At 63.1% G+C, this 23,498-nt stretch carries 20 protein-coding genes; 13 read left to right on the top strand and 7 right to left on the bottom strand.

Annotated elements, in window-relative coordinates:
• Positions 1-125: 125 nt before the first annotated feature.
• The 3 genes from NKH49_RS25580 to NKH49_RS25570 all read right to left on the bottom strand — a co-directional run bounded on the left by NKH49_RS25580 (position 126) and on the right by NKH49_RS25570 (position 3,239).
• Positions 126-632: a heme-degrading domain-containing protein gene (locus NKH49_RS25580; protein WP_352697149.1), complete on the bottom strand. Its 507-nt coding sequence runs from the start codon at positions 630-632 to the stop codon at positions 126-128.
• A gap of 74 nt (positions 633-706) precedes the next feature.
• Entirely contained in the window at positions 707-2,020 is a 1,314-nt protein-coding gene (guaD, locus tag NKH49_RS25575; protein WP_352818683.1) for a guanine deaminase, read from the bottom strand.
• A 1-nt stretch (position 2,021) separates the two neighbouring features.
• Positions 2,022-3,239, bottom strand: coding sequence for a urate hydroxylase PuuD (locus tag NKH49_RS25570; RefSeq protein WP_352928432.1), 1,218 nt, complete (start codon positions 3,237-3,239; stop codon positions 2,022-2,024).
• A 140-nt stretch (positions 3,240-3,379) separates the two neighbouring features.
• On the opposite strand from NKH49_RS25570, the gene NKH49_RS25565 reads away from it, so the two are divergent.
• The 4 genes from NKH49_RS25565 to dps all read left to right on the top strand — a co-directional run bounded on the left by NKH49_RS25565 (position 3,380) and on the right by dps (position 7,273).
• A complete protein-coding gene (locus NKH49_RS25565; RefSeq protein ID WP_352452229.1) occupies positions 3,380-4,300 on the top strand; it encodes a LysR family transcriptional regulator in 921 nt (306 codons plus the stop codon).
• A gap of 75 nt (positions 4,301-4,375) precedes the next feature.
• A complete protein-coding gene (locus NKH49_RS25560) occupies positions 4,376-5,389 on the top strand; it encodes an LLM class flavin-dependent oxidoreductase (RefSeq protein WP_352928430.1) in 1,014 nt (337 codons plus the stop codon).
• Positions 5,386-6,639 (top strand): LLM class flavin-dependent oxidoreductase, encoded by a 1,254-nt coding sequence (locus NKH49_RS25555; protein WP_352928428.1) that lies wholly within the window; start codon positions 5,386-5,388, stop codon positions 6,637-6,639. Before NKH49_RS25560 ends, NKH49_RS25555 begins: the two co-directional genes overlap by 4 nt.
• 145 nt (positions 6,640-6,784) lie before the next feature.
• Positions 6,785-7,273, top strand: a complete 489-nt coding sequence (gene dps / locus NKH49_RS25550; RefSeq protein ID WP_352469859.1) for a DNA starvation/stationary phase protection protein Dps — start codon at positions 6,785-6,787, stop codon at positions 7,271-7,273.
• Between the two features lie 8 nt (positions 7,274-7,281).
• Here the strand turns inward: dps and xdhC are convergent, their stop codons facing one another.
• The 4 genes from xdhC to uraH all read right to left on the bottom strand — a co-directional run bounded on the left by xdhC (position 7,282) and on the right by uraH (position 12,542).
• The gene (xdhC, locus tag NKH49_RS25545; RefSeq protein WP_352928465.1) at positions 7,282-8,271 is read right to left on the bottom strand and encodes a xanthine dehydrogenase accessory protein XdhC; all 990 of its coding nucleotides are present in this window, start codon (positions 8,269-8,271) and stop codon (positions 7,282-7,284) included.
• Positions 8,272-8,333: 62 nt separating this feature from the next.
• The gene (gene xdhB / locus NKH49_RS25540; RefSeq protein ID WP_352928426.1) at positions 8,334-10,685 is read right to left on the bottom strand and encodes a xanthine dehydrogenase molybdopterin binding subunit; all 2,352 of its coding nucleotides are present in this window, start codon (positions 10,683-10,685) and stop codon (positions 8,334-8,336) included.
• Positions 10,685-12,166, bottom strand: coding sequence for a xanthine dehydrogenase small subunit (xdhA, locus tag NKH49_RS25535; RefSeq protein ID WP_352928424.1), 1,482 nt, complete (start codon positions 12,164-12,166; stop codon positions 10,685-10,687). Before xdhA ends, xdhB begins: the two co-directional genes overlap by 1 nt.
• A 1-nt stretch (position 12,167) precedes the next feature.
• Positions 12,168-12,542 (bottom strand): hydroxyisourate hydrolase, encoded by a 375-nt coding sequence (uraH, locus tag NKH49_RS25530; RefSeq protein ID WP_352469857.1) that lies wholly within the window; start codon positions 12,540-12,542, stop codon positions 12,168-12,170.
• A gap of 173 nt (positions 12,543-12,715) precedes the next feature.
• Here uraH and puuE point away from each other — a divergent pair, with 173 nt between their 5' ends.
• The 9 genes from puuE to NKH49_RS25485 all read left to right on the top strand — a co-directional run bounded on the left by puuE (position 12,716) and on the right by NKH49_RS25485 (position 23,463).
• The gene (gene puuE / locus NKH49_RS25525) at positions 12,716-14,149 is read left to right on the top strand and encodes an allantoinase PuuE (protein ID WP_352928422.1); all 1,434 of its coding nucleotides are present in this window, start codon (positions 12,716-12,718) and stop codon (positions 14,147-14,149) included.
• A 63-nt stretch (positions 14,150-14,212) separates the two neighbouring features.
• Entirely contained in the window at positions 14,213-15,061 is an 849-nt protein-coding gene (locus tag NKH49_RS25520) for a bifunctional allantoicase/(S)-ureidoglycine aminohydrolase (protein WP_502898520.1), read from the top strand.
• On the top strand, positions 15,058-15,561 hold the full coding sequence (locus NKH49_RS25515; protein ID WP_352767343.1) for an ureidoglycolate lyase: 504 nt from the start codon (positions 15,058-15,060) through the stop codon (positions 15,559-15,561). Before NKH49_RS25520 ends, NKH49_RS25515 begins: the two co-directional genes overlap by 4 nt.
• On the top strand, positions 15,561-16,154 hold the full coding sequence (locus NKH49_RS25510; RefSeq protein WP_352540356.1) for a nucleoside deaminase: 594 nt from the start codon (positions 15,561-15,563) through the stop codon (positions 16,152-16,154). Before NKH49_RS25515 ends, NKH49_RS25510 begins: the two co-directional genes overlap by 1 nt.
• 85 nt (positions 16,155-16,239) lie before the next feature.
• A complete protein-coding gene (locus tag NKH49_RS25505) occupies positions 16,240-18,222 on the top strand; it encodes a CocE/NonD family hydrolase (RefSeq protein ID WP_352681533.1) in 1,983 nt (660 codons plus the stop codon).
• 154 nt (positions 18,223-18,376) lie between these two features.
• The gene (locus NKH49_RS25500) at positions 18,377-19,963 is read left to right on the top strand and encodes an ABC transporter substrate-binding protein (RefSeq protein WP_352928420.1); all 1,587 of its coding nucleotides are present in this window, start codon (positions 18,377-18,379) and stop codon (positions 19,961-19,963) included.
• A 16-nt stretch (positions 19,964-19,979) separates the two neighbouring features.
• The gene (locus NKH49_RS25495; RefSeq protein WP_352928418.1) at positions 19,980-20,939 is read left to right on the top strand and encodes an ABC transporter permease; all 960 of its coding nucleotides are present in this window, start codon (positions 19,980-19,982) and stop codon (positions 20,937-20,939) included.
• Between the two features lie 11 nt (positions 20,940-20,950).
• The gene (locus NKH49_RS25490) at positions 20,951-21,778 is read left to right on the top strand and encodes an ABC transporter permease (RefSeq protein WP_352928416.1); all 828 of its coding nucleotides are present in this window, start codon (positions 20,951-20,953) and stop codon (positions 21,776-21,778) included.
• The gene (locus NKH49_RS25485; protein WP_352681493.1) at positions 21,778-23,463 is read left to right on the top strand and encodes an ABC transporter ATP-binding protein; all 1,686 of its coding nucleotides are present in this window, start codon (positions 21,778-21,780) and stop codon (positions 23,461-23,463) included. Before NKH49_RS25490 ends, NKH49_RS25485 begins: the two co-directional genes overlap by 1 nt.
• The last annotated feature ends 35 nt before the right edge of the window (positions 23,464-23,498 follow it).

The raw sequence follows: 23,498 nt of genomic DNA, 5'->3' as shown, positions 1-23,498 counted from the left end.
CTCACCCTTACCCTCTCCCCGTATAGAGACGGGGAGAGGGGATCGCCAGCGTTGGAGCGTTTCCCTTCTCCCCGTCACTACGCGGGGAGAAGGTGCCGGCAGGCGGATGAGGGGCAGCGCCAACGTCACGATGTTGCTTCCGGCGGCAGGACCAACTCCTGGCTATCGACGCCCAAGTAGCTACACAGCGTATCGACGACCACTCCGTGGTCCTCGCGCTCCGGTAGACCGGAGACGGCGATCACGCCGATGACGCCAGCGCCCTTGACAGTGATGGGAAAGCCGCCACCGGCCAGCACATAGTCGGCAACGTCCAGCCCTTCGCCGGGCTTGAAGCTGCGGTCGGGGCGCTGCTGCTCCAGCACAATGCGGTAGGTGCTTTTCAGGAACCGCCGCACGACGTTGATCTTGCGCCGCGCCCAGTCCGGATTGGAGGCGTTCGAGCCGGGCATTGCCGCATAGAACAGCGGCCGGTCGAAAGTTCTGATATCGACGATGATCGGCAGGTTTTCCTTGAGAGCCCGGTCGCGGATCGCCGAGCCGATCTCGAAAGCGACGGCTTCGTCGAAGGCCGAAAAGACAAGCGTGGCTTCCTGTTTCTTGATCAGAGCGATGTCGTCCGCAACGGCCATGTCGTTCCCCTGTCGATCTCGCCTGTTGCTTTGGCGGATGGCTGCCGCCCGGTCAAGCCGGCCGCATACGACGGCTAAACCGCTATATCCGCCTTGGCCGCCCGGCCGGCGACATAGACCTCGCGCACGGCGCGGTCATCGCCGAGCGTCTGCAGCAGAAACAATTCCTCGGCGAGCGTGTCCGCCGTCTCCACCCGCAGCCGCATCGCCGGCGTGGCGCGGGCGTCGAGCACGATGATATCGGCGTCGCTGCCTTCCTCCAGGGTGCCGATCCTTTCCGCAAGCGACAGCGCCTCGGCATTGCCGCGGGTCAGCTGCCAGAAGGACTGGAACGGATTGAGCTTCTCGCCGTTCAGCGCGATCACCTTGTAGCCCTCGTCCATGGTGCGCAGCATCGAATAGTTGGTGCCACCGCCGACATCGGTGGCGGCGGCGATGCGAAGCGGCTTCTCGCGGCGGCTATAGCGCTGATAATCGAACAGGCCCGAGCCGAGAAACAGGTTGGAGGTCGGGCAGAACACCGCCACCGAGCCGCTATCCGAAAGCGCATCCGCCTCGCGCTCCGACAGGTGGATGCAATGGCCGAACAGGCTTCTGCGCCCGAGCAGCCCATAGTGTTCGTAGATGTCGGTGTAGTCCCGCGTCTGCGGGTATAATTGCTGCGTGAAGGCGATCTCGGCGTGGTTTTCCGACAGATGCGTCTGCATGTGCAGATCAGGATATTCGCGGCAGAGCGCGCCCGCCATCTCCAATTGCTCGGGCGACGAGGTGATGGCGAAGCGCGGCGTGATGGCATAGTGCTGGCGCCCCTTGCCGTGCCACTCATCGATCAACGCCTTGCTGTCGTCATAGCCCGATTGCGGCGTGTCGAGCACGCCGTCCGGCGCGTTGCGGTCCATCATCACCTTGCCGGCGATGTTGAGCATGTTGCGGTCGTGCGACTCTGCAAAGAACGCTTCGGCAGATTCCTTGTGTACCGAGCAATAGGCCGCGACTGTCGTGGTGCCGTGGCGCAACACTTCATCCAGGAACAGCCTGGCGATACGGCGGCCATGCTGGGCGTTCTGGAATTTGGTCTCTTCCGGAAAAGTGTAGGTGTTCAGCCAGTCGAGCAGTTCGGCGCCGAAGGAAGCGATGACCTGCATCTGCGGAAAATGTGCATGCGCATCGATGAACCCGGGCAGCAGCAGATGTGGCCTGTGGTCGATCTTTTTTGTTCCCTCGCCCGCCTTTTTCTCGACCTCGGCATAGGCGCCAGCGGCAACGATCCTTCCGTCGCGCATCAGCAGGCCGCCATCTTGCTCGTAGCGCCAGGCGGAATGGTCGTCGATGGTTTCTGGCCAGCGCAAAAACGACAGCGTGCGGCCGCGCAGCAGCGTGCTGGTCATGCTATTTCCCCGCGCCTTCGAACCAGGCTACCAGCAGTGCCCGTTCCTTGTCGGTGATCTGGGTGACGTTGGCGGGCGGCATGGCGTGGCTGCGTCCGGCCTGCAGGTAGATCTCGCCGGCGTGCTCGGCGATGCCGGCATCGGTATCGAGCATCACGCCCTTAGGCGCGTGGTAAATGCCCTCGTAGGACGGCTCCGCCGCATGGCACATCGAACAGCGGCCAAGCACTGTATCACGCACGGCGGGAAAATGCGCCGAGGCGACGTAGACCTGTGCCGCCGAGGACGTTTTGACCTCGCCGGTCAGCAGCTTCGGTGCCGTCGACAGCCAGATGATGACGACGAACAGGACGGCGGCGGCCAGCCAGGTCCAGGTCGGATTGCCTTTGCGCGCGTGCCTGGTATTGAAATAGTGCCGGATCAGCACGCCGATGATGAACACCAGCGAGGCAATGACCCAGTTGAACTCTGTGCCGAACGCCAGCGGATAATGGTTCGACAGCATCAGGAACAAAACCGGCAGCGTCAGGTAATTGTTGTGCAGCGAGCGCTGTTTGGCGATCTTGCCGTATTTCGGATCGGGCTTACGGCCGGCGATCAGGTCGGCGACGACGATCTTCTGGTTTGGGATGATGACCATGAAAACGTTGGCCGACATGATCGTCGCGGTGATGGCGCCGAGATGCAGGAAGGCGGCGCGGCCGGTGAACAGGTGGGTCAGTCCCCAGGCCATGAATACCAGCACCCCATACAGCACCAGCATCAGGCCGGTGTCGCTGTTGCCGAGCGGCGAACGGCACAAGAGATCGTAGACCACCCAGCCGACGCCGATCGTCGCCAGCGACAGCAAGATGCCTGTAGGCACCGACATGGCAAGGACATTCGGATCGATCAGGAACAGGTCCGCCCCGGCATAGTAGACGACGCACAGCATGGCGAAGCCCGACAGCCAGGTGGCGTAGGATTCCCACTTGAACCAGGTCAGATGCTCGGGCATCTCAGCCGGCGCCACCAGATATTTCTGCACATGGTAGAAGCCGCCGCCATGCACCTGCCATTCCTCGCCGAAGGCTCCGGTAGGCATGCCCGGACGCTGGCGCAGCCCGAGATCGAGCGCGACGAAATAAAAGGACGATCCAATCCAGGCGATACCGGTGACGACGTGCAGCCAGCGCACGGCGAAACTCAGCCAATCCCAGAATATCGCGAAATCCATCATGAAAAAATCGTCCCTGCCGATCCACTGACTTTACGGACTGGAGCGCAAACGGAAAGGGCCGAGCTGCACGATGACTTTCAAAAAAAATTGGAAAATACTAGGCTGATCATACGCAGCCACATGAGAGCCACGGAAGCCGCATGGCCTATCTCGACAACATCGCCGTTTTCGTCCGCGTCGTCGAGCTCGGCAATTTGTCGGCGGCTGGGCGCGACATGCGCATTTCGCCCGCGGTCGCCTCTAACCGGATCAAGGAGCTCGAGAAGCACCTGGGCGTCAGGCTGTTCAACCGCACGACGCGACAATTGATGCCGACCGAGCACGGCACCGTGTTCTACTCTGGCGCCAAGCAGGTGCTGGAGGCGGTCACCGAGGCGGAAGCGGCGGTCAGCGCGCTATCCGGCCAGCCGCGCGGCACCATAAAGGTGACAGCGCCGCTCGGCCTCGGGCGGCGGCTGGTAGCATCCGGAATCCCGGATTTCCACGACAGGTACCCAGATATCGAGGTGCGGCTCCGGCTTTCCGATCACAATGTCGATATCATGAAGGAAGGCATCGACGTTGCGTTCCGGCTGGGCATCATCGAGGATTCCAGCCTCAGGATGCGCGGCATCATGGACTGCGAACGCGTGCTGGTAGCGGCTCCGCAATATCTGGACGTGCGCGGCGAGCCGACCGAGCCGCAGGAGTTGATCGGCAAGAAACACGATTGCCTGATGCTGCGCTATTCCGGCGCGCGCGAATATGTCTGGACGCTGCAGACGCCGAATGGGCCGCAAAAGTTCGAGGTGCACGGCCCCTACGATACCGATGATGGCGACGTGCTGACCGGCTGGGCGCTGTCCGGCCGCGGTATCATCAACAAGCCGCGCTTCGAGGTCGAGCCGTTTATCCGCGACCAGCGGCTGAAGGTGATCCTGAGCAACACGCCGCCGACGCCGGTGCAGTTCGCCGCCGTCTACCCGCACAAGAAGCTGCAGGATCCGAAGGTGCGGCTGCTGCTCGATTTCATGGCCGAGCGCTGCCAGCGGCTGATCAGGGATATTCTGGCCGGCAAATGATCGCTGGCTGGCCGGTTGCTTTCCGTCCAGCCGGCGAGATAATTCTCAAGGAATCTCGCTCAACAGGGAAAAGCGATGGCCAACGGCGCCACAATGTGTCTCGCCGTTTCACTGTCTCCGGAAGCCGCTCCTTCCCATCCGCCCGACGCCGGCCCGGACTTCAGTCTGCTGACGCGGTTCGTGCAAGAAGCCGAAGCGGCCGGTCTGGACATGGTGTTGCTCGGCGATTCCGCGCCGGTTGCAGGCGGGCTGAACCGGCAAATGCGCTTCGAAGCAACGACCTTGGTGGCGGCCCTGGCGACGGTGACAAGCAGGATCGGCCTCGTCGCTGCCGCGTCGACGGTCGCCCACCGGCCCTATAATCTCGCGCGCCGTTTCGCCTCGCTCGATATCATCAGCCATGGCCGCACCGGCTGGAACGCGAGCATGATGCCCGACCCGCGCGAGGCCGCCAATTTCAGCCGGCCGGAAGGGTTTTCCTGCGACGATTTCCGCCTGCGCGCCGATGAATTCATCGGCATCGTGCAAGGCTTGTGGAAAGGCTGGGACGCAGACGCGCTGCTGTTCGACAAAGTTGGCGGCCGCTTCTTCGATCCCGAGAAGATGCACCTTCTCGACCACAAGGGCGAATACTTTTCCGTGCGCGGGCCGCTCAACGTGGCGCGGTCGCCGCAGGACACGCCGGTGCTGGTCATGTCCGGCCTGTCCGAGCCCGCCATGTATATCGCCGCCCGCACCGCCGATGTCGTCCTGCTGGATGAGCCATCGATCGAGCCGGCGAAGGCTGACGATCTGAAGCGCCGTGCGCTTGCGTTCGGGCGCAGGCCGGAGGCGCTGAAAGTGCTGATGAACGTTGTCGCGGTTGCCGAAATAGCCGCCGCCCCGGACATGTTTGCGGATCGGCTCGAAGAGTGCTTTCGCTCCACAGCTTGTGACGGTTTTAACATTCTCATGCCGCGGATGGTAGCGCTCGACAATTTCGTTGATTGCGTGCTGCCGGGCCTTCGCCGCCGCGGCCTCGTTAGGCCTGGTTACCGCGGGGCGACACTTCGCTCCCATCTCGGACTTGCCGGGGAGGATCGGCAATGAGTACCGGTCTACGGCAGATGAAGCTCGGCGCCTTCCTGTGGGCGACAGGCCACCACATCGCCGCCTGGCGCCATCGGCAGGCGCATGTCACGGCCGGCATCGACATCGATCACTACATCCAGCTGGCGCGGACGGCGGAAGCGGCGAAGTTCGACATGATCTTCTGCGAGGACGCCGCCGGCGTGCGTGAGGCCAATGTCGATATCGCCAGCCAGACCTCACGCTCGATCGGCTTCGAGCCGATCAGCCTGCTTGCCGCGCTCGCGGTGCAGACGGAGCGCATCGGCCTCGTCTCAACGGCGTCGACGAGCTATAACGAGCCTTACGGGCTGGCGCGAACCTTCCTGTCGCTCGACCACCTGAGCGGCGGCCGTGCCGGCTGGAACCTTGTCACTTCCGCCAGCCAGATCGAGGCCGCCAATTTCGGCTCGACCGGTCTGCGCCCGCATGCCGACCGCTACGAACGCGCGCGCGAATTCGCTGCCGTGGTTGCTGGCCTTTGGCAAGGCCAGGGCGGACACGAAGGCAGAAGCTTTTCGGTGCGCGACCCGCTCGATCTGCCGCGCTCGCCCCAAGGTGCGCCGGTCATGGTTCAGGCGGGAGCGTCGGACGAAGGCCGCGATCTCGCCGCCCGGACCGCCGATGTGGTGTTCACTGCGGCGCAGACATTCGAGGAGGGGAAGGCTTTCTACGACGACCTCAGGGGACGGCTGGCGGCCTATGGGCGCGAGCCGGACGACCTCAAGATCATGCCTGGCGTCGCGCCGGTGGTTGCGGCAAGCGAAGCGGAAGCCCGGGCAAAACATGACGAACTGCAGGAGCTGATACCGGACGATATCGGTGTCGCGCTGCTTTCCAGCTATCTCAGCATATCCGATCTCGCGCGCTATCCCATCGACGGACCGCTGCCCGAGCTGCCGGCCAGCGAAGGCATGCAGAGCCGGCAGGCGCTCGTCATCGAGCAATCCTGCCGCGACAAGCTGTCCATTCGCCAGCTTGCCCGTCATTTCGCCGGCGCGCGCGGTCATTGGCGCGTCGTCGGAACTCCGGCCCAGATCGCCGACCAGCTCGAGGCACGCTTCGAGGGCGGCGCGGCAGACGGTTTCAACGTCATGCCATCCTATTTTCCCGGCGAACTCGAAGCCTTTGCCACGCTTGTCGTGCCAGAGCTGCAGCGGCGCGGGCTTTTCCGGAAGGATTATGAAGGCAGCACTCTGCGCGACCATCTGGGCTTGAAAACGCCGGCGTAAACGACGAGCGGAACGAAAGTCGGAGATCGCCGTTTTGGGATGCTGTGCCGCGGCGATGAGGGCGTCTGCGCGCATATTCGATTGACCATCCCAAACTTCGCCCTCTTTTCAAACCACGCGGACGCAACCGCCACAGGAGCCGATCATGGATGCCATCGCCACCCGCAATGACCTGCAATCCAATGCCAAGAAAGAGTGTATCGATCTTCTCAATGCCCGCCTCGCCGACGCCATCGATCTGGCCTTGATCACCAAGCAGGCGCACTGGAACGTCAAGGGACCGCAATTCATCGCCATCCACGAGATGCTCGACACGTTCCGCGAGGAGCTCGACGGCCATGTCGACACCATTGCCGAGCGCGCCGTACAGCTCGGCGGGACGGCGCTCGGCACATCGCAAGAGGTGTCGAAGGCGACTATGCTCGAGGCCTATCCGACCGACATCCACAAGACCCGGGATCATCTGGCGGCGCTGATCGACCGCTATGCCGCAACCGCCAAGCGGGCACGCGCGGCGATCGACGAGGCGGCCGGCGCGGGCGATGCCGACACCGCCGACATCTTCACCGCCTATTCACGCTCGCTCGACAAATTGCTGTGGTTCCTTGAGGCGCACACGCAGGAGAAGGAATAGCCAAAACGTCAGCCAGCCATCGCCTTGCGGTGAGGGGCTTTGGACTGAGCGAACGGTGCCGCCGCATGGCCGGCCAACGCTGTCATAATCTCGGCTACGGCGAGTGCGGCGATCACCTGCGGGCGCTTGTCCTTAACGGCATCGCCGCCGATCGGCGAGACGAGGCGGGCAAATTCCGCCTCGCTTCCGTCCGCCGATTTCAGGAACCAGTTCCGGAACGTCGCCTTCTTGGTTCTGGAGCCGATCATGCCGACATAGGCGGCATCCCGGCGTTTCAGAGCCTCGGCGACGATCAGGAAGTCCAGCGCGTGGTCATGTGTAAGGACGACGAAGGCGGATCCAGCCGGGGCTTCGCGCACCATCGCCTCAGGCATCGGCGTCAGCTTGGTTTCGACCGCTTCCGGCATGCCTTTGAGCGCCTCGGCTCGCGTCTCGACAACGACGACATGCACCGGCAGCAAGGCCATCGCGGAGGCCAGCGCCTGGCCGACATGGCCGCCGCCGAGGATGTAGACATGCGGTCGCTGCGCTTCCTCGGTTTCCGCCGCCGCAACCAGCTTGGCTTCAAGCGTGGGGTCGACTAGCTGGATCAGCAGCTCGACCCTGCCGCCGCAGCACTGCCCGATGTCCGGGCCGAGCGCGATGTCGAGGGTGGCGCGGATATCCCTCCCCCTTGAGGGGAGGGTGGCGGCGAAGCCGCCGGGTGGGGTCGCCGCGGCAGTGCTCGACGCGCTGGCGGTACCTTCTGAGACGACCCCCTCTGGCCGCTCCGCGGCCATCTCCCCCTCAAGGGGGGAGAAAAGCATCTGTCGCGCTTTGTCGATCGCCATGTATTCGAGCTGGCCGCCGCCGATCGTACCGAAAGTGGCCGATCCTGAGACGAGCATGAAGGCACCCGTCTCGCGCGGCGTCGAACCTTTTGTCCGGGCCACCTCAACGAAGGCGACCCGGCCGGCGCCGGCAAGAAAGGCTTTCAGGCTCTGCACTTTCGCGTTCATCATTTGCGTTCCCTATCGGGAAATATAGAGTTTTTCGGCCTGAATTGCACGTTTTCCGGGATTCAAGTGCCGGTTTTGGCTTCCCGCTTCAGCCGTTCGATCGCCATCAGCACACGCTCCGGCGTGGCCGGCGGGTCGAGGCGCGGGTAGATCTTGTGGCTGGCAACGCTCGCCACTGCGTCCGACAGCGCATGCAGCACCGACATTGCGAGCGGAAAGGGCGGCTCGCCGACCGCCTTGGAGCGGTACACCGTCGGCTCGCCTGCTTGCGCCCAGTCGGCCAAAGTCACATTAAAAATCTTCGGCCGGTCCGACGCGAGCGGGATCTTGTAGGTCGATGGCGCATGGGTGCGCAGCCGCCCCTTGTCGTCCCACCACAGTTCCTCCGTTGTCAGCCAGCCCATGCCCTGGATGAAGCCGCCCTCGATCTGGCCGAGGTCGATGGCGCGGTTCAGCGAGCGGCCGGTTTCGTGCAGGATGTCGGTGCGCTCGACGATATATTCGCCGGTCAGCGTGTCGACAGACACTTCCGAGCACGCGGCGCCGTAAGCGAAATAGTAGAAGGGATGGCCCTCGCCCTTGTCGCGGTCCCAATGGATTTTCGGCGTCTTGTAGAAACCCGCCGCCGAAAGCTGGATGCGCGCCATATAAGCCTGCCTGACGAGATCGGCGAAGGCGATCTCCTGGTTGCCGATGCGCACGCGGTTGGGCAGGAACAGCACCTGGTCGCGCGGCACCTGGTATCTCTCGACGGCAAAATTGGTCAACCGGTCCGTGATCTGGCGGGCGGCATTCTGCGCCGCCATGCCGTTGAGATCGGAGCCGGAAGACGCGGCGGTGGCCGAGGTATTCGGCACCTTGCCGGTCGTCGTCGCGGTGATCTTAACCTGATCGAGGTCGATCTGGAACTCTTCCGCCACAACCTGCGCCACCTTGACATAGAGGCCCTGCCCCATCTCGGTGCCGCCGTGGTTCAGATGCACCGAACCGTCGGTATAGACATGCACCAGCGCGCCGGCCTGGTTGTAGTGGGTGGCGGTGAACGAGATGCCGAACTTGACCGGCGTCAGCGCCAGTCCGCGCTTGATGAAGCGGCTGTTGGCATTGAAAGCATCGATGGTGCGGCGGCGCCTCGCATAGTCGGAACTCGCCTCCAGCTCGGCGACGATGCGGTGGATGATGTTGTCCTCGACTATCTGGTGATAGGGCGTGATGTTGCGGTCGCTGGTGCCGTAGAAATTCTTCTTGCGGATTTCGAGCGGGTCCTTGCCGACGGCAAACGCGACTTCGTCGATGACGCGCTCGGCGCCGACCATGCCTTGCGGGCCGCCGAAGCCGCGAAAGGCAGTGTTCGATACCGTGTTGGTGTAGAGCGGCGCCGATTGCGCGTGCACCGCCGGCCAGAAATAGGTGTTGTCGCAATGGAACAGCGCGCGGTCAGTGACCGGGCCGGAGAGGTCGGCCGAGAAGCCGCAGCGCGCCGCGAACATGAAATCTACGCCCAGAATATTGCCCTGGTCGTCGAAGCCGACCTCGTAGTCGACGAGGAAATCGTGGCGTTTGCCGGTGGCGATCATGTCGTCGTCGCGGTCAGGCCGGATTTTCACGGCCCGATGATGTTTCTTCGCGGCGATAGCGGCCAATGCCGCAAACTGATTGCCTTGCGTTTCCTTACCGCCGAAAGCGCCGCCCATCCGGCGGATTTCCACCGTCACCGCATGGCCCGGAACACCGAGCGCGTGGCTGACCATGTGCTGGATTTCGCTCGGGTGCTGGGTCGAGGAATAGATGGTGACGTCGTGGTCCTCGCCAGGGATGGCCAAGGCGATATGACCTTCGAGATAGAAATGCTCCTGGCCGCCTATGCGCATTTTTCCCTTCAGCCGGCGCGGCGCCGCATTGATCGCAGCCGCTGCATCACCGCGCTTCAGCGTCAGCGGCGGCGTGACCAGCTTATCTTTCCGGGGATCGAGCTCACCGACATCGGCGACGAACGGCAATTCCTTGTATTCGACCTTGGCCAGCCTCGTTGCACGGCGCGCCTGCTCGCGGGTTTCGGCAATGACGCAGAAGATCGGTTGGCCAAAGAATTGCACCTTGCCGTCGGCCAGCACCGGCTCGTCGTGACGGCCGGTCGGCGAAATGTCGTTCTCGCCTGGCACGTCGCTCGCCGTCAGCACGTCGATGACGCCGGGTGCGGCGCGCACCGCCGACAGGTCCATGCTGGTGATGGTGGCATGCGTCGCCGTCGAAAGCCCAAGGCAGCCGTGCAGCGTGCCGGCCGGTTCCGGCATGTCGTCGATATAGACGGCCGTGCCACTGACATGCTTGTGCGCGGAATCATGGCGCTGGTCGGTGGCGACGCCGCCGGCGATTTTTTGCGCCTTCAGGTTTGGCGTGGCGTGCTTGTTCATCATGCCGCCTCGTGCCGTGATACCTGGATCGGCGCCCGGGTGCCGGTGGTTTCGGCAAAGAAGCGCAGCAGCAGGTTGCGCGCCGCCAGCGCCCGGTATTCGGCGCTTGCCCGCATGTCGGTTAGCGGCGTGAAATCGCCGGCATACGCGGCCATCGCCGCCTCGACCGTCGCTTCCGTCCAGGGCTTGCCAAGCAATGCCTTTTCGACGCCAAAGGCTCGCTTCGGCGTTGCCGCCATGCCGCCATAGGCGATGCGCACATCCGCCACCGTGCCATGCTCGGCGAGCTTCAGGAAAAACGCGCCTAGCGCTGCTGTGATGTCTTCGTCGCGGCGCTTGGTGATCTTGTAGACGGCAAATTTCGTCTCGCTACCTGGCACCGGAACATGCACGGCCTCGACGAATTCGCCGGGCTGCCGGTCCTGCTTGCCATAGGCGATGAAAAACTCCTCTAGCGGGATCGTTCGACGCTTGTCGCCGCGGCGCAGCGTCAGGCGGGCACCGAGTGCGATCAGCGGCGGCGGCGTGTCGCCGATCGGCGAACCGTTGGCGATATTGCCGCCGATGGTGCCCATGTTGCGCACCTGATCGCCGCCGATGCGGTCGAACAGCGGGCCGAGCGCCGGGATGCGTTTCGCCAGTGTCGAGAAGGCTTCGCTATAGGTGACACCGGCGCCGATCGAGACGACGCCCTTGTCCTCGGAAATCCCGCACAGACCATCGAGATTGCCGATGAAAACCGCCGGCGCAATATCGCGCATGTGCTTGGTCACCCAAAGGCCGACATCGGTCGAACCCGCGACGATAGTGGCGCCCGGCTCCTTGACGAGTACGCTGGCCAGATCGTCGGCATTGGCCGGCACGATCAGCCGCTTGTTGCCGGAGCCGATCTCAATGCGCGAACCGTCCTTCATCGCTTCGAGCTTGGTCGTGACTGCCTTGCGCTCCGCCGCCAACGGATCCTTTGTCGCCTTGCCGTAGCTGGAGATTGCACGTGCGGCGCGCATGATCGCCTCGTAGCCGGTGCAGCGGCAGAGATTGCCTTGCAGCGCCTTTTCGATGGCGGCGTCCGACGGCTCCGGCGCCCGCATCCACAGAGCATAAAGCGACATGACGAAACCCGGTGTGCAGAAGCCGCATTGCGAGCCGTGGAAATCGACCATGGCCTGCTGCACGGGATGCAGTTTTCCTGCGTCGCCGCGCAGATGCTCGACGGTCACGACATGCGTGCCGTCTAGCGAGCCAAGGAAGCGGATGCAGGCATTGACGCTTTCATAGACCAGTGTTCTACCGGAGAGCCTGCCGACCAGCACCGTGCAGGCGCCACAGTCGCCCTCGGCGCAACCTTCCTTGGTGCCGCGCAGCGAGCGGTCGAGCCGCAGCCAGTCGAGCAGGGTCTGGTCGGGTGCAATCGTGCCGAGCGCGACGTCCTCGCCATTGAGGATGAAGCGGATTTCGTTGCGTGTCTTGATCCCTGCCATCTCAGCTTCCCCGGTAGGTCGAATAGCCGTACGGCGACAGAAGCAGCGGCACATGATAGTGCATCGGCTCGGCCATACCGAAGCGGATCGGCACATGGTCGAGGAAGGCCGGTTCCGCCAGTTTTGTCCCTTGCCCGCGCAGATAATCGCCGGCCGCAAAGACCAGCTCGTATTCGCCGGTGCGGAATTCCGCGCCGGCAAGCAGCGGAGCATCGCAACGGCCGTCATGATTGGTGACGACCGTTTTCAGATGCGTCCGGGCCTGACCGTCAAGATGATAGAGCTCGATCGACAGACCGGCCGCCGGTTTGCCGGCCGCAGTGTCGAGGACGTGGGTCGTCAGGCGCCCGCCTTCGGCTTTCGACGTTTCCGCCACTGGCTGCTCCATTCCCTGAACGGTCGAACACTATTCATGAATTGTGCGCCAATTAAAGGCGATGCATAAGTCCCGGTCGAGCGGAGCGCGACAAAAACACTTTCAAAAATTTCGGGGGAATGCGCAGGCACTCCTTTCGACTATCCTGATCACAATTTCCGGCAGGAGCGAGAATGCGTTACGAACGAGACATGCGCGGCTACGGAGCCAATCCGCCGGATCCGAAATGGCCCGGCGGGGCGCATGTCGCGGTGCAGTTCGTCGTCAATTACGAAGAGGGCGGCGAGAATTGCGTCCTGCACGGCGACAAGGCTTCGGAGGCTTTCCTGTCGGAGATCGTCGGCGCCGCGCCCTGGCCCGGCCAGCGCCACTGGAACATGGAATCGATCTACGAATACGGCGCCCGAGCCGGCTTCTGGCGATTGCTGCGCCTGTTCAGCGAGGCACAGGTGCCGATCACCTGCTATGGCGTCGCCACGGCCCTGGCGCGTTCGCCCGACCAGGTTGCGGCGATGCAGGAGGCCGGCTGGGAGATCGCCTCGCACGGGCTGAAATGGATCGACTACCGCGACCATACCCCGGAAGACGAGCGCCGCGACATGGAGGCGGCGATCCGGCTGCATTATGAGGTGACAGGAGCGCGGCCGACCGGCTGGTACACCGGCCGCACCTCGATCAACACGGTGCGGCTGGCGGCGGAAGAGGGCGGCTTCGACTATGTGTCGGATACCTATGACGACGAGCTGCCCTACTGGTTCGAGCAAGTGGTGCCGGATGGCACGGCGAAACCGCAGCTGATCATACCCTACACGCTCGACGCCAACGACATGCGCTTTGCCACGCCGCAGGGCTTCAATTCGGGCGACCAGTTTTTTGCCTATCTCAGGGATAGTTTCGATACGCTCTATGCCGAGGGCAAGGCAGGGCGGCCGCGTATGATGAACATCGGCCTGCACTGCCGCCTGGTCGGCCGCCCGGGCCGGGTCGCGGCACTGAAGCGCTTCATCGACTACGTCAAATCGCATGACAAGGTCTGGCTGGCACGACGCATCGACATTGCAAAACACTGGCAGGAGACGCATCCGTTCCGGTTGCCGGCGCTGCGCCCGTCGAAAATGGAATTCGAGGCCTTCGTCCACACATTCGGCGGCGTCTTCGAGCATTCGCCGTGGGTTGCCGAGCGCGCTTATGAGCTGGAGCTCGGCCCGGCCCATGACAGTGCCGGCGGCCTGCACAACGCGCTCTGCCGCGTGTTTCGCGCGGCCAGCGAGGCCGAGCGGTTTGCCGTGCTCAATGCCCACCCCGATCTTGCCGGAAAACTGGCACAGGCCAAGCGGCTGACGGCGGAATCGTCGAGGGAACAGGCTTCGGCAGGGCTCGACGCGCTGACCGAGAAGGAGCGCGAGCTGTTCGCAAAACTCAATGCCGCCTACGTCACCAGTTTCGGTTTCCCCTTCATTATTGCGGTGAAAGGAAAGACCAAGGCGGAGATCCTGGCCGAGTTCGAGGCGCGTATCGGCAACAGCCACGACGTCGAATTCGAAACCGCCTGCAGACAGGTCGAGTGCATCGCGCTGCTTCGTCTCAAGGACATGCTTCCGCAATAGGCTTTGGCTGCCGCCATATGCCCTGGCTTCCGCAACAGGCTTGAATTTATGGATATGATGAAAATGGCCGAGCGAACCTATTATGCGCCGCAGGGCGGACATCCCGGCCAGAGTGAATTGCTGACCGGCCGCGCTGTGTTCACACAGGCCTATGCCGTGATCCCCAAAGGCGTGATGCAGGACATTGTCACCAGTGCTTTGCCGTTCTGGGATGGGACACGCGTCTGGGTGCTGTCGCGGCCGCTGTCGGGTTTTGCCGAGACGTTTTCGCAATATATCGTCGAGCTCGCGCCCGGCGGCGGCAGCGACCGCCCCGAGCTTGACGCCGCCGCCGAAGGTGCCCTGTTCGTAGTCGAAGGCGAGCTATGCGTTTCGCTTGCCGACAAGAAACATAGCTTAAGGCCGGGCGGCTTTGCCTACCTGCCGCCGGCGAGCGGGTGGACGGTGCGCAATGAAAGCGGTGCCGCCGTCCGCTTTCACTGGATCCGCAAGACTTATGACGCAGTCGACGGCATCGACCAGCCGCAAGCGTTCTTCGCCAACGAACAGGAAATCGCGCCGACGCCAATGCCGGGTACCGAAGGCCGATGGACGACGACGCGCTTCGTCGATCCGGCCGACATGCGCCACGACATGCATGTCACCATCGTCACGCTCGAGCCTGGCGCGGTCATTCCCTTCGCCGAGACGCACGTCATGGAACACGGGCTCTATGTGCTGGAGGGCAAGGCGGTCTACCGTCTCAACCAGGATTGGGTCGAAGTCGAAGCCGGCGACTATATGTGGCTGCGCGCCTTCTGCCCGCAGGCTTGTTATGCCGGCGGGCCGGGCAAATTCCGCTATCTCCTCTATAAGGACGTCAACCGCCACGCCAAGCTTGGCAGCGCCGGCGTCGTGAGACCCACACCATGACCCGCATCGTCGCGCGGCCGCTGACCCGCGAGAATTTCGCCGAATTCGGCGACGTCATCGATATGGGCGGCGACAACCATTATCCGATCAATGGCGGCAAGGCTGAGCGCTACCATGACCTCGCCACGGCGGAAGCACGAGGGCCGAATGCGCGCGTGCTGATCTCGATGGTGCGTGGCACGCCCTATGAGCTGCCGTTGAAGCTTACCATGGTGGAGCGCCATCCGTTTGGCAGCCAGGCCTTCATCCCGCTGTCACCACGGCCGTTCCTGGTCGTCGTCTGCCATGACGGCGAAGAGGGCCCGGGCGAGCCGCATGCCTTCATCACCGCGCCCGGGCAAGGCATCAACTATCCGCGCAATCTGTGGCACGGAGTGCTGACGCCGATCGGCGATGTCCAGGATTTTGTGGTCGTCGACCGCGGCGGCGACGGCTCCAATCTCGAAGAGTGCCATTTCTCGCACGCCTACGAGATCGATCTTCCCGACGGGATTAGATGATGACCGACATTTCGCTGATCGACCGACTGCTCGACGTCATCGAGCACGACATCGTGCCGAAGACCGTCGAAGGCGTCGCGCACGGCAATAAGCTGTTCGGCGCGGCCATTCTGCGCAAGGACGACCGCTCGCTGGTGCTTGCCGAAACCAACAACGAGACCGAAAACCCGCTCTGGCACGGCGAGGTGCATTGCCTGAAGCGCTTCTACGAAATGCCTAAAGCCGAACGCGTCGACACCAAGGACGCGATCTTTCTTGCCACGCACGAACCCTGCTCGCTCTGCCTGTCGGCGATCACCTGGACCGGCTTCGACAATTTCTTCTATCTGTTCAGCCACGAAGACTCGCGCGACAGCTTCGACATCCCGCACGATTTGAAGATCCTGAAAGAGGTCTTCACCCTCGATCCCGGCGGCTACAATGCCGAGAATGCCTATTGGAAGAGCTTTTCGATCCGCAAATTGGTGCGCTCGCTGCCCGATGCCGAGCGCGAGCGGCTGGAAGCGCGTATCGGCGCAATATCAGCGCGCTATGACGAATTGTCCGCCGCCTATCAAGCAAGCAAGGCCGAAAACGACATACCGCTGAATTGACGCGGATTGACCAGCCGAATTCGTTGACTGGCCCATGACGCGCTCTCACGGGCTCCATCATCTGGCGCTCCTGGAGTTCGCCCGCATGAAAATCGTCACTGAATTCCCACGAAAGATCGTCGAATTTCCGGATATGGGGATCATCATGCCGGACGGCTGCCGGCTGTCGGCGCGGGTGTGGATGCCGGCCGATGCTGCCGACGATCCAGTGCCGGCAATCCTCGAACACCTGCCCTATCGCAAGCGCGACGGCACGATCTATCGTGATCAGCTGACGCATCCCTATTTTGCCGGCCACGGCTACGCCTCGATCCGCGTCGACATGCGCGGCAATGGCGATTCCGAAGGGCTGATGGACGACGAATATTCCGAGCAGGAATTGCAGGACGCTTGCGACGTCATCGCCTGGGCGGCGGACCAGCCCTGGTGCAACGGCAATGCCGGCATGATGGGCATTTCGTGGGGCGGCTTCAACTGCCTGCAGGTAGCAGCCAAGCAGCCGCCGGCGCTGAAGGCGGTCATCAGTCTCTGTTCGACGGTCGACCGCTATGCCGACGACATCCACTACAAGGGCGGCTGCCTGCTGATCGAGAATTTCGGCTGGGCCTCGACCATGCTGTCCTATTCGTCAAGGCCGCCGGATCCGTTGCTGGCCGGCGACAACAGATGGCGCGACCTGTGGCTGACCAGGCTGGAGAACCAGCCCTTCCTGGTACCGCTGTGGCTAAAGCACCAGCATCGCGATGCCTATTGGAAGCGCGGCTCGATCTGCGAGGACTATTCCGCCATCCATGCCGCGGTGCTGTCGATCGGCGGCTGGCATGATGGCTATCGCAATACGATTTCCCATCTCGCCGTCAATATCGAGGCGCCGGTCAAGGGCATCGTCGGCCCGTGGATCCACAAATACCCGCATTACGCCGCGCCCGAACCGCGCATCGGCTTCCTGCAGGAGGCCTTGCGCTGGTGGGACCGCTGGCTGAAGGATATCGACACCGGCGTCGAGGCCGACCCCGCCTACCGCGCCTATGTCATGGACAGCGTGCGTCCGGCGCGCTGGCATCCCGAGCGCCCGGGCCGCTGGGTCGCTGAATCGGAATGGCCGTCACCCAACATCAAGACCCAAGAGGTTGAGCTTATCGCTGAAGGTAACCACGCTATCGTCGCTTCGCCGCAAAGCTGCGGCCTCGCCGGCGGCGAATATTTCCCCTTCACCTTCGGCCCGGAACTGCCGGGTGACCAGCGCCCCGACGATGCGCTGTCGGTGTGCTTCGACCAGCCGGTGCTGACCGAAACGGTCGACATTGTCGGTGCTCCCGAAGTTGTGGTCAGCGTCTCGTCGGACCGGCGCCAGGCGAACATCGCGGTTCGGCTGTGCGACGTCCATCCGGACGGGGCATCGGAGCTGATCTCGTACGGCGTGCTCAACCTGACGCATCGCAACTCGCACGAATTTCCCGAAGCGCTGGTGCCCGGCGAAACCGTCAGCGCCCGGGTGGTGCTCGACCAATGCGCCTATCGCGTGCCGGCCGGCCATCGCTTGCGCGTTGCCGTTTCGAACGCCTACTGGCCGATGATCTGGCCGTCGCCGGAGCCGGTCCGGCTGGAATTGTCGGCCGCGACATTGATGCTGCCGGTGCGCCCGCCAGCGACAGGCGACGAGGTCACCTTCCCCGCTCCCGAAGGTGCTGCGCCCTGGGCAACGGAGACGCTTCGGCCCGCCAATTCCGAGCGTCATGTCGATCGCGACGAAAAGACCGGAATGATTACGCTTTTCATCGTCGACGATTTCGGTGAGGTGCGCGACCTGGGGCATGGCCTCGCCAATGGCAGCATCGCCAGAGAGACATGGGCGATCCATCCCGACAATCCGCTGTCAGCCTCGGGCAAGACGCATTGGACCCAGACGCTGTCGCGAAATGGATGGTCGGTGCGCACAGAAACCTTCGCCGAAATGCGGTCCGACGCGCAAAGCTTCGTGGTTAGCGCCAGAATCGAAGCCTACGAAGGCGAGAAACTCGTCTTCGAGCGCAACTTCGAGGAGAAAATCCCGCGCGCACTGCTTTGAGCGCTTATAGCGATTGGTCCAATTGCGACGCACGATTTACGCCACGGCATGTCGCATTCGGTCTTGCTTACCGCTTTCCCTTACGGTCATTATTCTCCCGATAGAAATGAGAAAAACGACCATAAGGTCGGACCAACAGAGTGAGGAACTCAACATGTCGAACGAACTGGAATATCTGAGCCGGCGCGTTGCGTCCGGCAAGCTGAGCCGTCGCGATTTTCTCGGCCGGGCAGCAGCGCTTGGCGTCACCGCAACTTTCGCCAATTCGCTGCTATCCAGCGCTTCCCGCGCGGCGGGTCCGGTCAAGGGCGGCACGCTCAAGGCCGGCCTGGTCGGTGGCGAGTCCACCAACAGCCTCGATCCGGCGCTGTTTATGACGCAGGTGCCGTTCGCCTTCGGCAAGATGTGGGGCGAACTGATCGTCGAACTGTCTCCCGAAGGCAAGCTCGAGAACCGCATCGCCGAGGAGATCGGCTCGTCGGACGACGCCAAGACCTGGACGCTGAAGATCCGCGATGGCGTCGAGTTCCACGACGGCAAGAAGGTGACCGCAGAGGACGTGGCCGCCACCCTCGAACGCCATTCGGACGAGAAGTCGAAGTCCGGCGCGCTCGGTTACATGAAAGGCATCGAGAGCATAAAGGCCAGCGGCAAGGAAGTGGTGCTGACGCTGAAGGAGCCGAATGCCGACCTGCCCTACCTGCTTAGCGACTATCACCTGATCATCCAGCCGAACGGCGGCAAGGACAAGGCCGATGCCGGTATCTCGGCGGGTCCTTACAAGGTCACCACCAACGAGCCCGGCGTGCGCCATGGCGGCGAGCGCTTCGCCAATTACTGGCAGGGCGACAAGATGGGCCATGCCGACCAGATAGAGATCATCGTCATCAACGACGCCACGGCCCGCACGGCGGCGCTGCAGGGCGGCCAGGTCAACATGATCAACCGGGTCGAGCCGAAGATCGTCGATCTGATCAAGCGCGTGCCCGGCGTCACCATCCGCAACCATTCGGGACCCGGCCACTACGTCTTCATCATGCACTGCGACACCGCGCCGTTCGACAACAACGACTTGCGGATGGCGTTGAAGCTGGCGATCGACCGCGAGGAGATGCTGAACAAGGTGCTGCGTGGCTATGGCTCGCTCGGCAACGACTTCCCGATCAATGCATCGTACCCGCTATTCACCGAGATCGAGCAGCGCAAATACGATCCCGATAAGGCCAAGTTCCACTACAAGAAATCGGGCCATGACGGTGCCGTCCTGCTCCGGACGTCGGACGTCGCCTTCCCCGGTGCCGTCGATGCCGCACAGCTGTTCCAGCAAAGCGCGGCCAAGGCCGGCATCAAGCTGGAGATCAAACGCGAACCGGGCGACGGCTACTGGTCGGAAGTCTGGAACAAGCAGCCCTTCTGCGCCTCCTACTGGGGCGGCCGGTCGACGCAGGACCAGATGTACTCTACCGCCTATCTGTCGACGGCCGACTGGAACGACACACGTTTCAAGCGTCCGGATTTCGACAAGATGGTGCTGGCGGCTCGCGCCGAGCTCGACGAGGCCAAGCGCAAGGCAATGTACCACGACATGGCTGTGATGGTGCGCGACGAGGGCGGCTTGATCCTGCCGATGTTCAATCAGTTCATCGACGCGACGGGCGCCAAGGTCGCCGGCTGGGTGGATGATCCGCATCAGGAGTTGATGAACGGATATGCTCTGGCGAAGTGCTGGCTCGAAGCCTGAGCCCGGCCTTGCGGATATGTCCTCAACCATCGTGAAACTGGTGGCCCAGCGCATTGCGCTGGGCATTCTGCTGCTGTTGGCCGTTTCGGTCCTGATCTTCGCCGGCACCCAAATCCTGCCCGGCGACGTCGCGCAAGCCATTCTCGGGCAGTCGGCGACACCGGAGTCGCTCGCCAATCTGCGCGAGCAGCTCGGCCTCAATGATCCCGCTTACATCCGTTATTTTCGCTGGCTCGGCGGCATCCTGACCGGTGATCTCGGCACGGCTATGTCGAGCGGTCAGGATATCGCAACCTCTATCAAGGGAAGGCTGTGGAACACGCTGTTCCTTGCCTTCTGGGCGGCGATCGTCGCGGTGCCGCTGGCGATCATCCTCGGCCTGATCGCGGTGCGCTACCGCAATGGCTGGGTCGACAAGCTGATCTCCGGGTTAGCGCTCGCCTCGACCTCGTTTCCGGAATTCTTCATCGGCTATGTGCTCGTCTTTTTCTTCGCGGTGCAACATCAATGGTTTCCCGCCATTTCCACGGTCTATGACGGGATGCCTTTCGGCGAACGCATTCAGGCCATAGCACTGCCGGCGGCAGCGCTGACCCTGGTGGTGCTCGCGCATATGATGCGCATGACGCGCGCTGCGATCCTCAATGTGATGCAGTCCGCCTATGTCGAGACCGCCGAACTCAAGGGGCTTTCGGCCTTCGCGGTCATCCGCAGGCATGCCTTCCCCAATGCCATCGCGCCGATCATCAACGTCGTGATGCTCAATCTCGCTTACCTGATCGTCGGCGTCGTCGTGGTCGAAGTTATCTTTGTCTATCCAGGCATGGGCCAATACCTCGTCGACCACGTCACCAAGCGTGACGTGCCGGTGGTGCAGGCGGTCGGGCTGATCTTCGCCGCTGTCTACATCAGCCTGAACATCATCGCGGACATAGCGGCGATCGTCGCCAATCCGCGCCTCAGACATCCGAAATGAGGGGGGCGGGTATGCTCGTCATCAAACGCATCCCCATCCCGGCATTGGTCGGCATCGTGCTGACGGCGCTGTTCGTGCTGGCAGCGATCTTTGCGCCGTGGATCGCGCCGCATGGCAATGCCGAGATCGTCAGCGACGTCCCTTGGGAACCGATGTCGGCGGCGCATTGGCTGGGCACCGACAATCTCGGCCGCGATCTGTTGTCGCGCATGATCTATGGCGCCTGCATCACCCTGTTCATCGCGGTGCTGGCGACCGCGCTGTCGTTCTCGCTCGGCGCCATCCTCGGCTTCTCGGCGGCGGTTTTCGGCGGCTGGTTCGACACGCTTCTGTCGCGTCTCGTCGATCTCCTGATGTCGATCCCGACGCTGATCATGGCGCTTGTGGTGCTGTCGGTGCTGCCATCCAATCTGGTGACGCTGATCCTGGTCATGGGCGTTCTCGACTCGACCCGCGTCTACCGCCTGTCGAGGGCGGTCGCCGTCGATATCAACGTCATGGACTATGTCGAGGCGGCCAAATTGCGCGGCGAAGGCAGCGGCTGGATCATCTTCCGGGAAATCCTGCCCAATGCGCTGTCGCCGCTGGTTTCGGAACTCGGCCTGCGCTTCATCTATGCCGTACTGTTCCTGTCGACGCTGTCCTTCCTCGGGCTTGGCGTGCAGCCGCCGGACGCCGATTGGGGCGGCATGGTCAAGGAAAACAAGGATGGCATCGTCTTCGGCATAGGCGCCGCCCTCATTCCGGCGGCGGCGATCGCAGCGCTGGCGATTTCCGTCAATCTCGTCGCCGACTGGGTGCTCAACCGTACGACAAGCCTGAAGGGAGGACGCGGGTAATGGCTGACAAGCAACCGAAGCCCGGGCAACCGAAGCCCGGGCAACCAAAGTCCGGCGTGCTGCTCGACATCCGCAATCTGCGCATCGAGGCCACGGTATATCCGCCGGGTGAGGCGCCGAAGAACATCGTGCTGGTGCACGATGTCTCGCTGACGCTCGAAAAGGGCAAGGTGCTCGGATTGATCGGCGAGTCCGGCGCCGGCAAATCGACCATCGGCCTGTCGTCGATGGGCTACGGCCGCGGCGGCGTGCGCATCACCGGCGGCGAGGTCATCCTCAATGGCCGCGACATCCTGAAGGGCGGCAACGAAGGGTTTCGCAAATTGCGCGGCCGCGAGGTCTGCTATGTCGCGCAATCGGCGGCAGCCGCCTTCAATCCGGCGCACAGGCTGATGGACCAGGTGGTCGAGGCAGCACTCCTGCACGGCACGGCGACGCGGGCCGAAGCCGAAAAGCGCGCCGTGGCGCTGTTCAAGAAGCTCAGCCTGCCGAACCCCGAAAGCATCGGCGAGCGCTTTCCCCACCAGGTGTCGGGCGGTCAGCTGCAGCGCGTGATGACGGCAATGGCGCTGTGCTCGGAGCCCGACCTGATCGTCTTCGACGAGCCGACCACGGCGCTGGACGTGACGACGCAGATCGACGTCTTGGCGGCGATCAAGGATGCCATCCGCGACACGCATGTCGCGGCACTCTACATCACTCACGACCTTGCCGTCGTCGCCCAGGTCTCGGACGAGATCATGGTGTTGCGCCACGGCCGGCTGGTCGAATGGGGCGGCACCCGCCAGATCATCAAGGAGCCGCGCCAAGAATACACCAACGCGCTGGTTTCGGTGCATGAGATCGAACACCAGGAGCAGAAGCCCGGCACGAGCCCGTTCCTGTCGGTCAAGAACATCACCGCCGCCTATGGCCGCAGTCACATCAAGGTGCTGAAGAACGTCTCGGTCGATATTTTCCCCGGCCAGACGCTGGCGGTGGTCGGCGAGTCCGGCTCCGGCAAATCGACACTGGCGCGCGCCATCACCGGCCTCTTGCCGCCCGAACAAGGCACCGTCACCTTCGACGGACGGCCGCTCGCCAACCGGCTTGCCGACCGGCCGAAAGAGGATCTTCGCCAACTGCAGATGATCTACCAGATGGCCGACGTGGCGATGAACCCGCGCCAGACGGTCGGCACCATCATCGGTCGGCCGCTGGAATTCTATTTCGGTCTGCGCGGAAGGCAACGTGACGCCCGTGTCGCGGAACTGCTCGACAAGATCGAAATGGGCAAAGGCTATGTCGACCGCTATCCGGCCGAGCTTTCGGGCGGCCAGAAGCAGCGCGTCTGCATCGCCCGCTCGCTCGCCGCAAAGCCGAAGCTAATCATCTGCGACGAGGTGACCTCGGCGCTCGATCCGCTGGTCGCCCACGGCATACTGGAGCTGCTCCTCGGGCTGCAGAAAGAGGAAAACGTCGCCTATCTGTTCATCACCCACGACCTGGCCACGGTCAAGTCGATCGCCGATTCAATCGCCGTGATGTATCGCGGCGAAGTGGTGCGCTACGGCGCCAAGAGCACCGTGCTGACGCCACCATTCGATGCCTACACCGATCTTTTGCTATCGTCGGTGCCAGAAATGGAGATCGGCTGGCTAGAGAAGGCGATCAAGGGACGGCGCATGGCCAGCGCGGGGAACTAGCGGGCCGCACTTTGCGCCCGACGATCCTGTCCGGG

The organism is Mesorhizobium sp. M1088, from assembly GCF_040318575.1.
In the GTDB taxonomy this organism is placed as follows: Bacteria; Pseudomonadota; Alphaproteobacteria; order Rhizobiales; family Rhizobiaceae; genus Mesorhizobium.
This window is presented reverse-complemented; position numbering and strand designations above follow the sequence as displayed.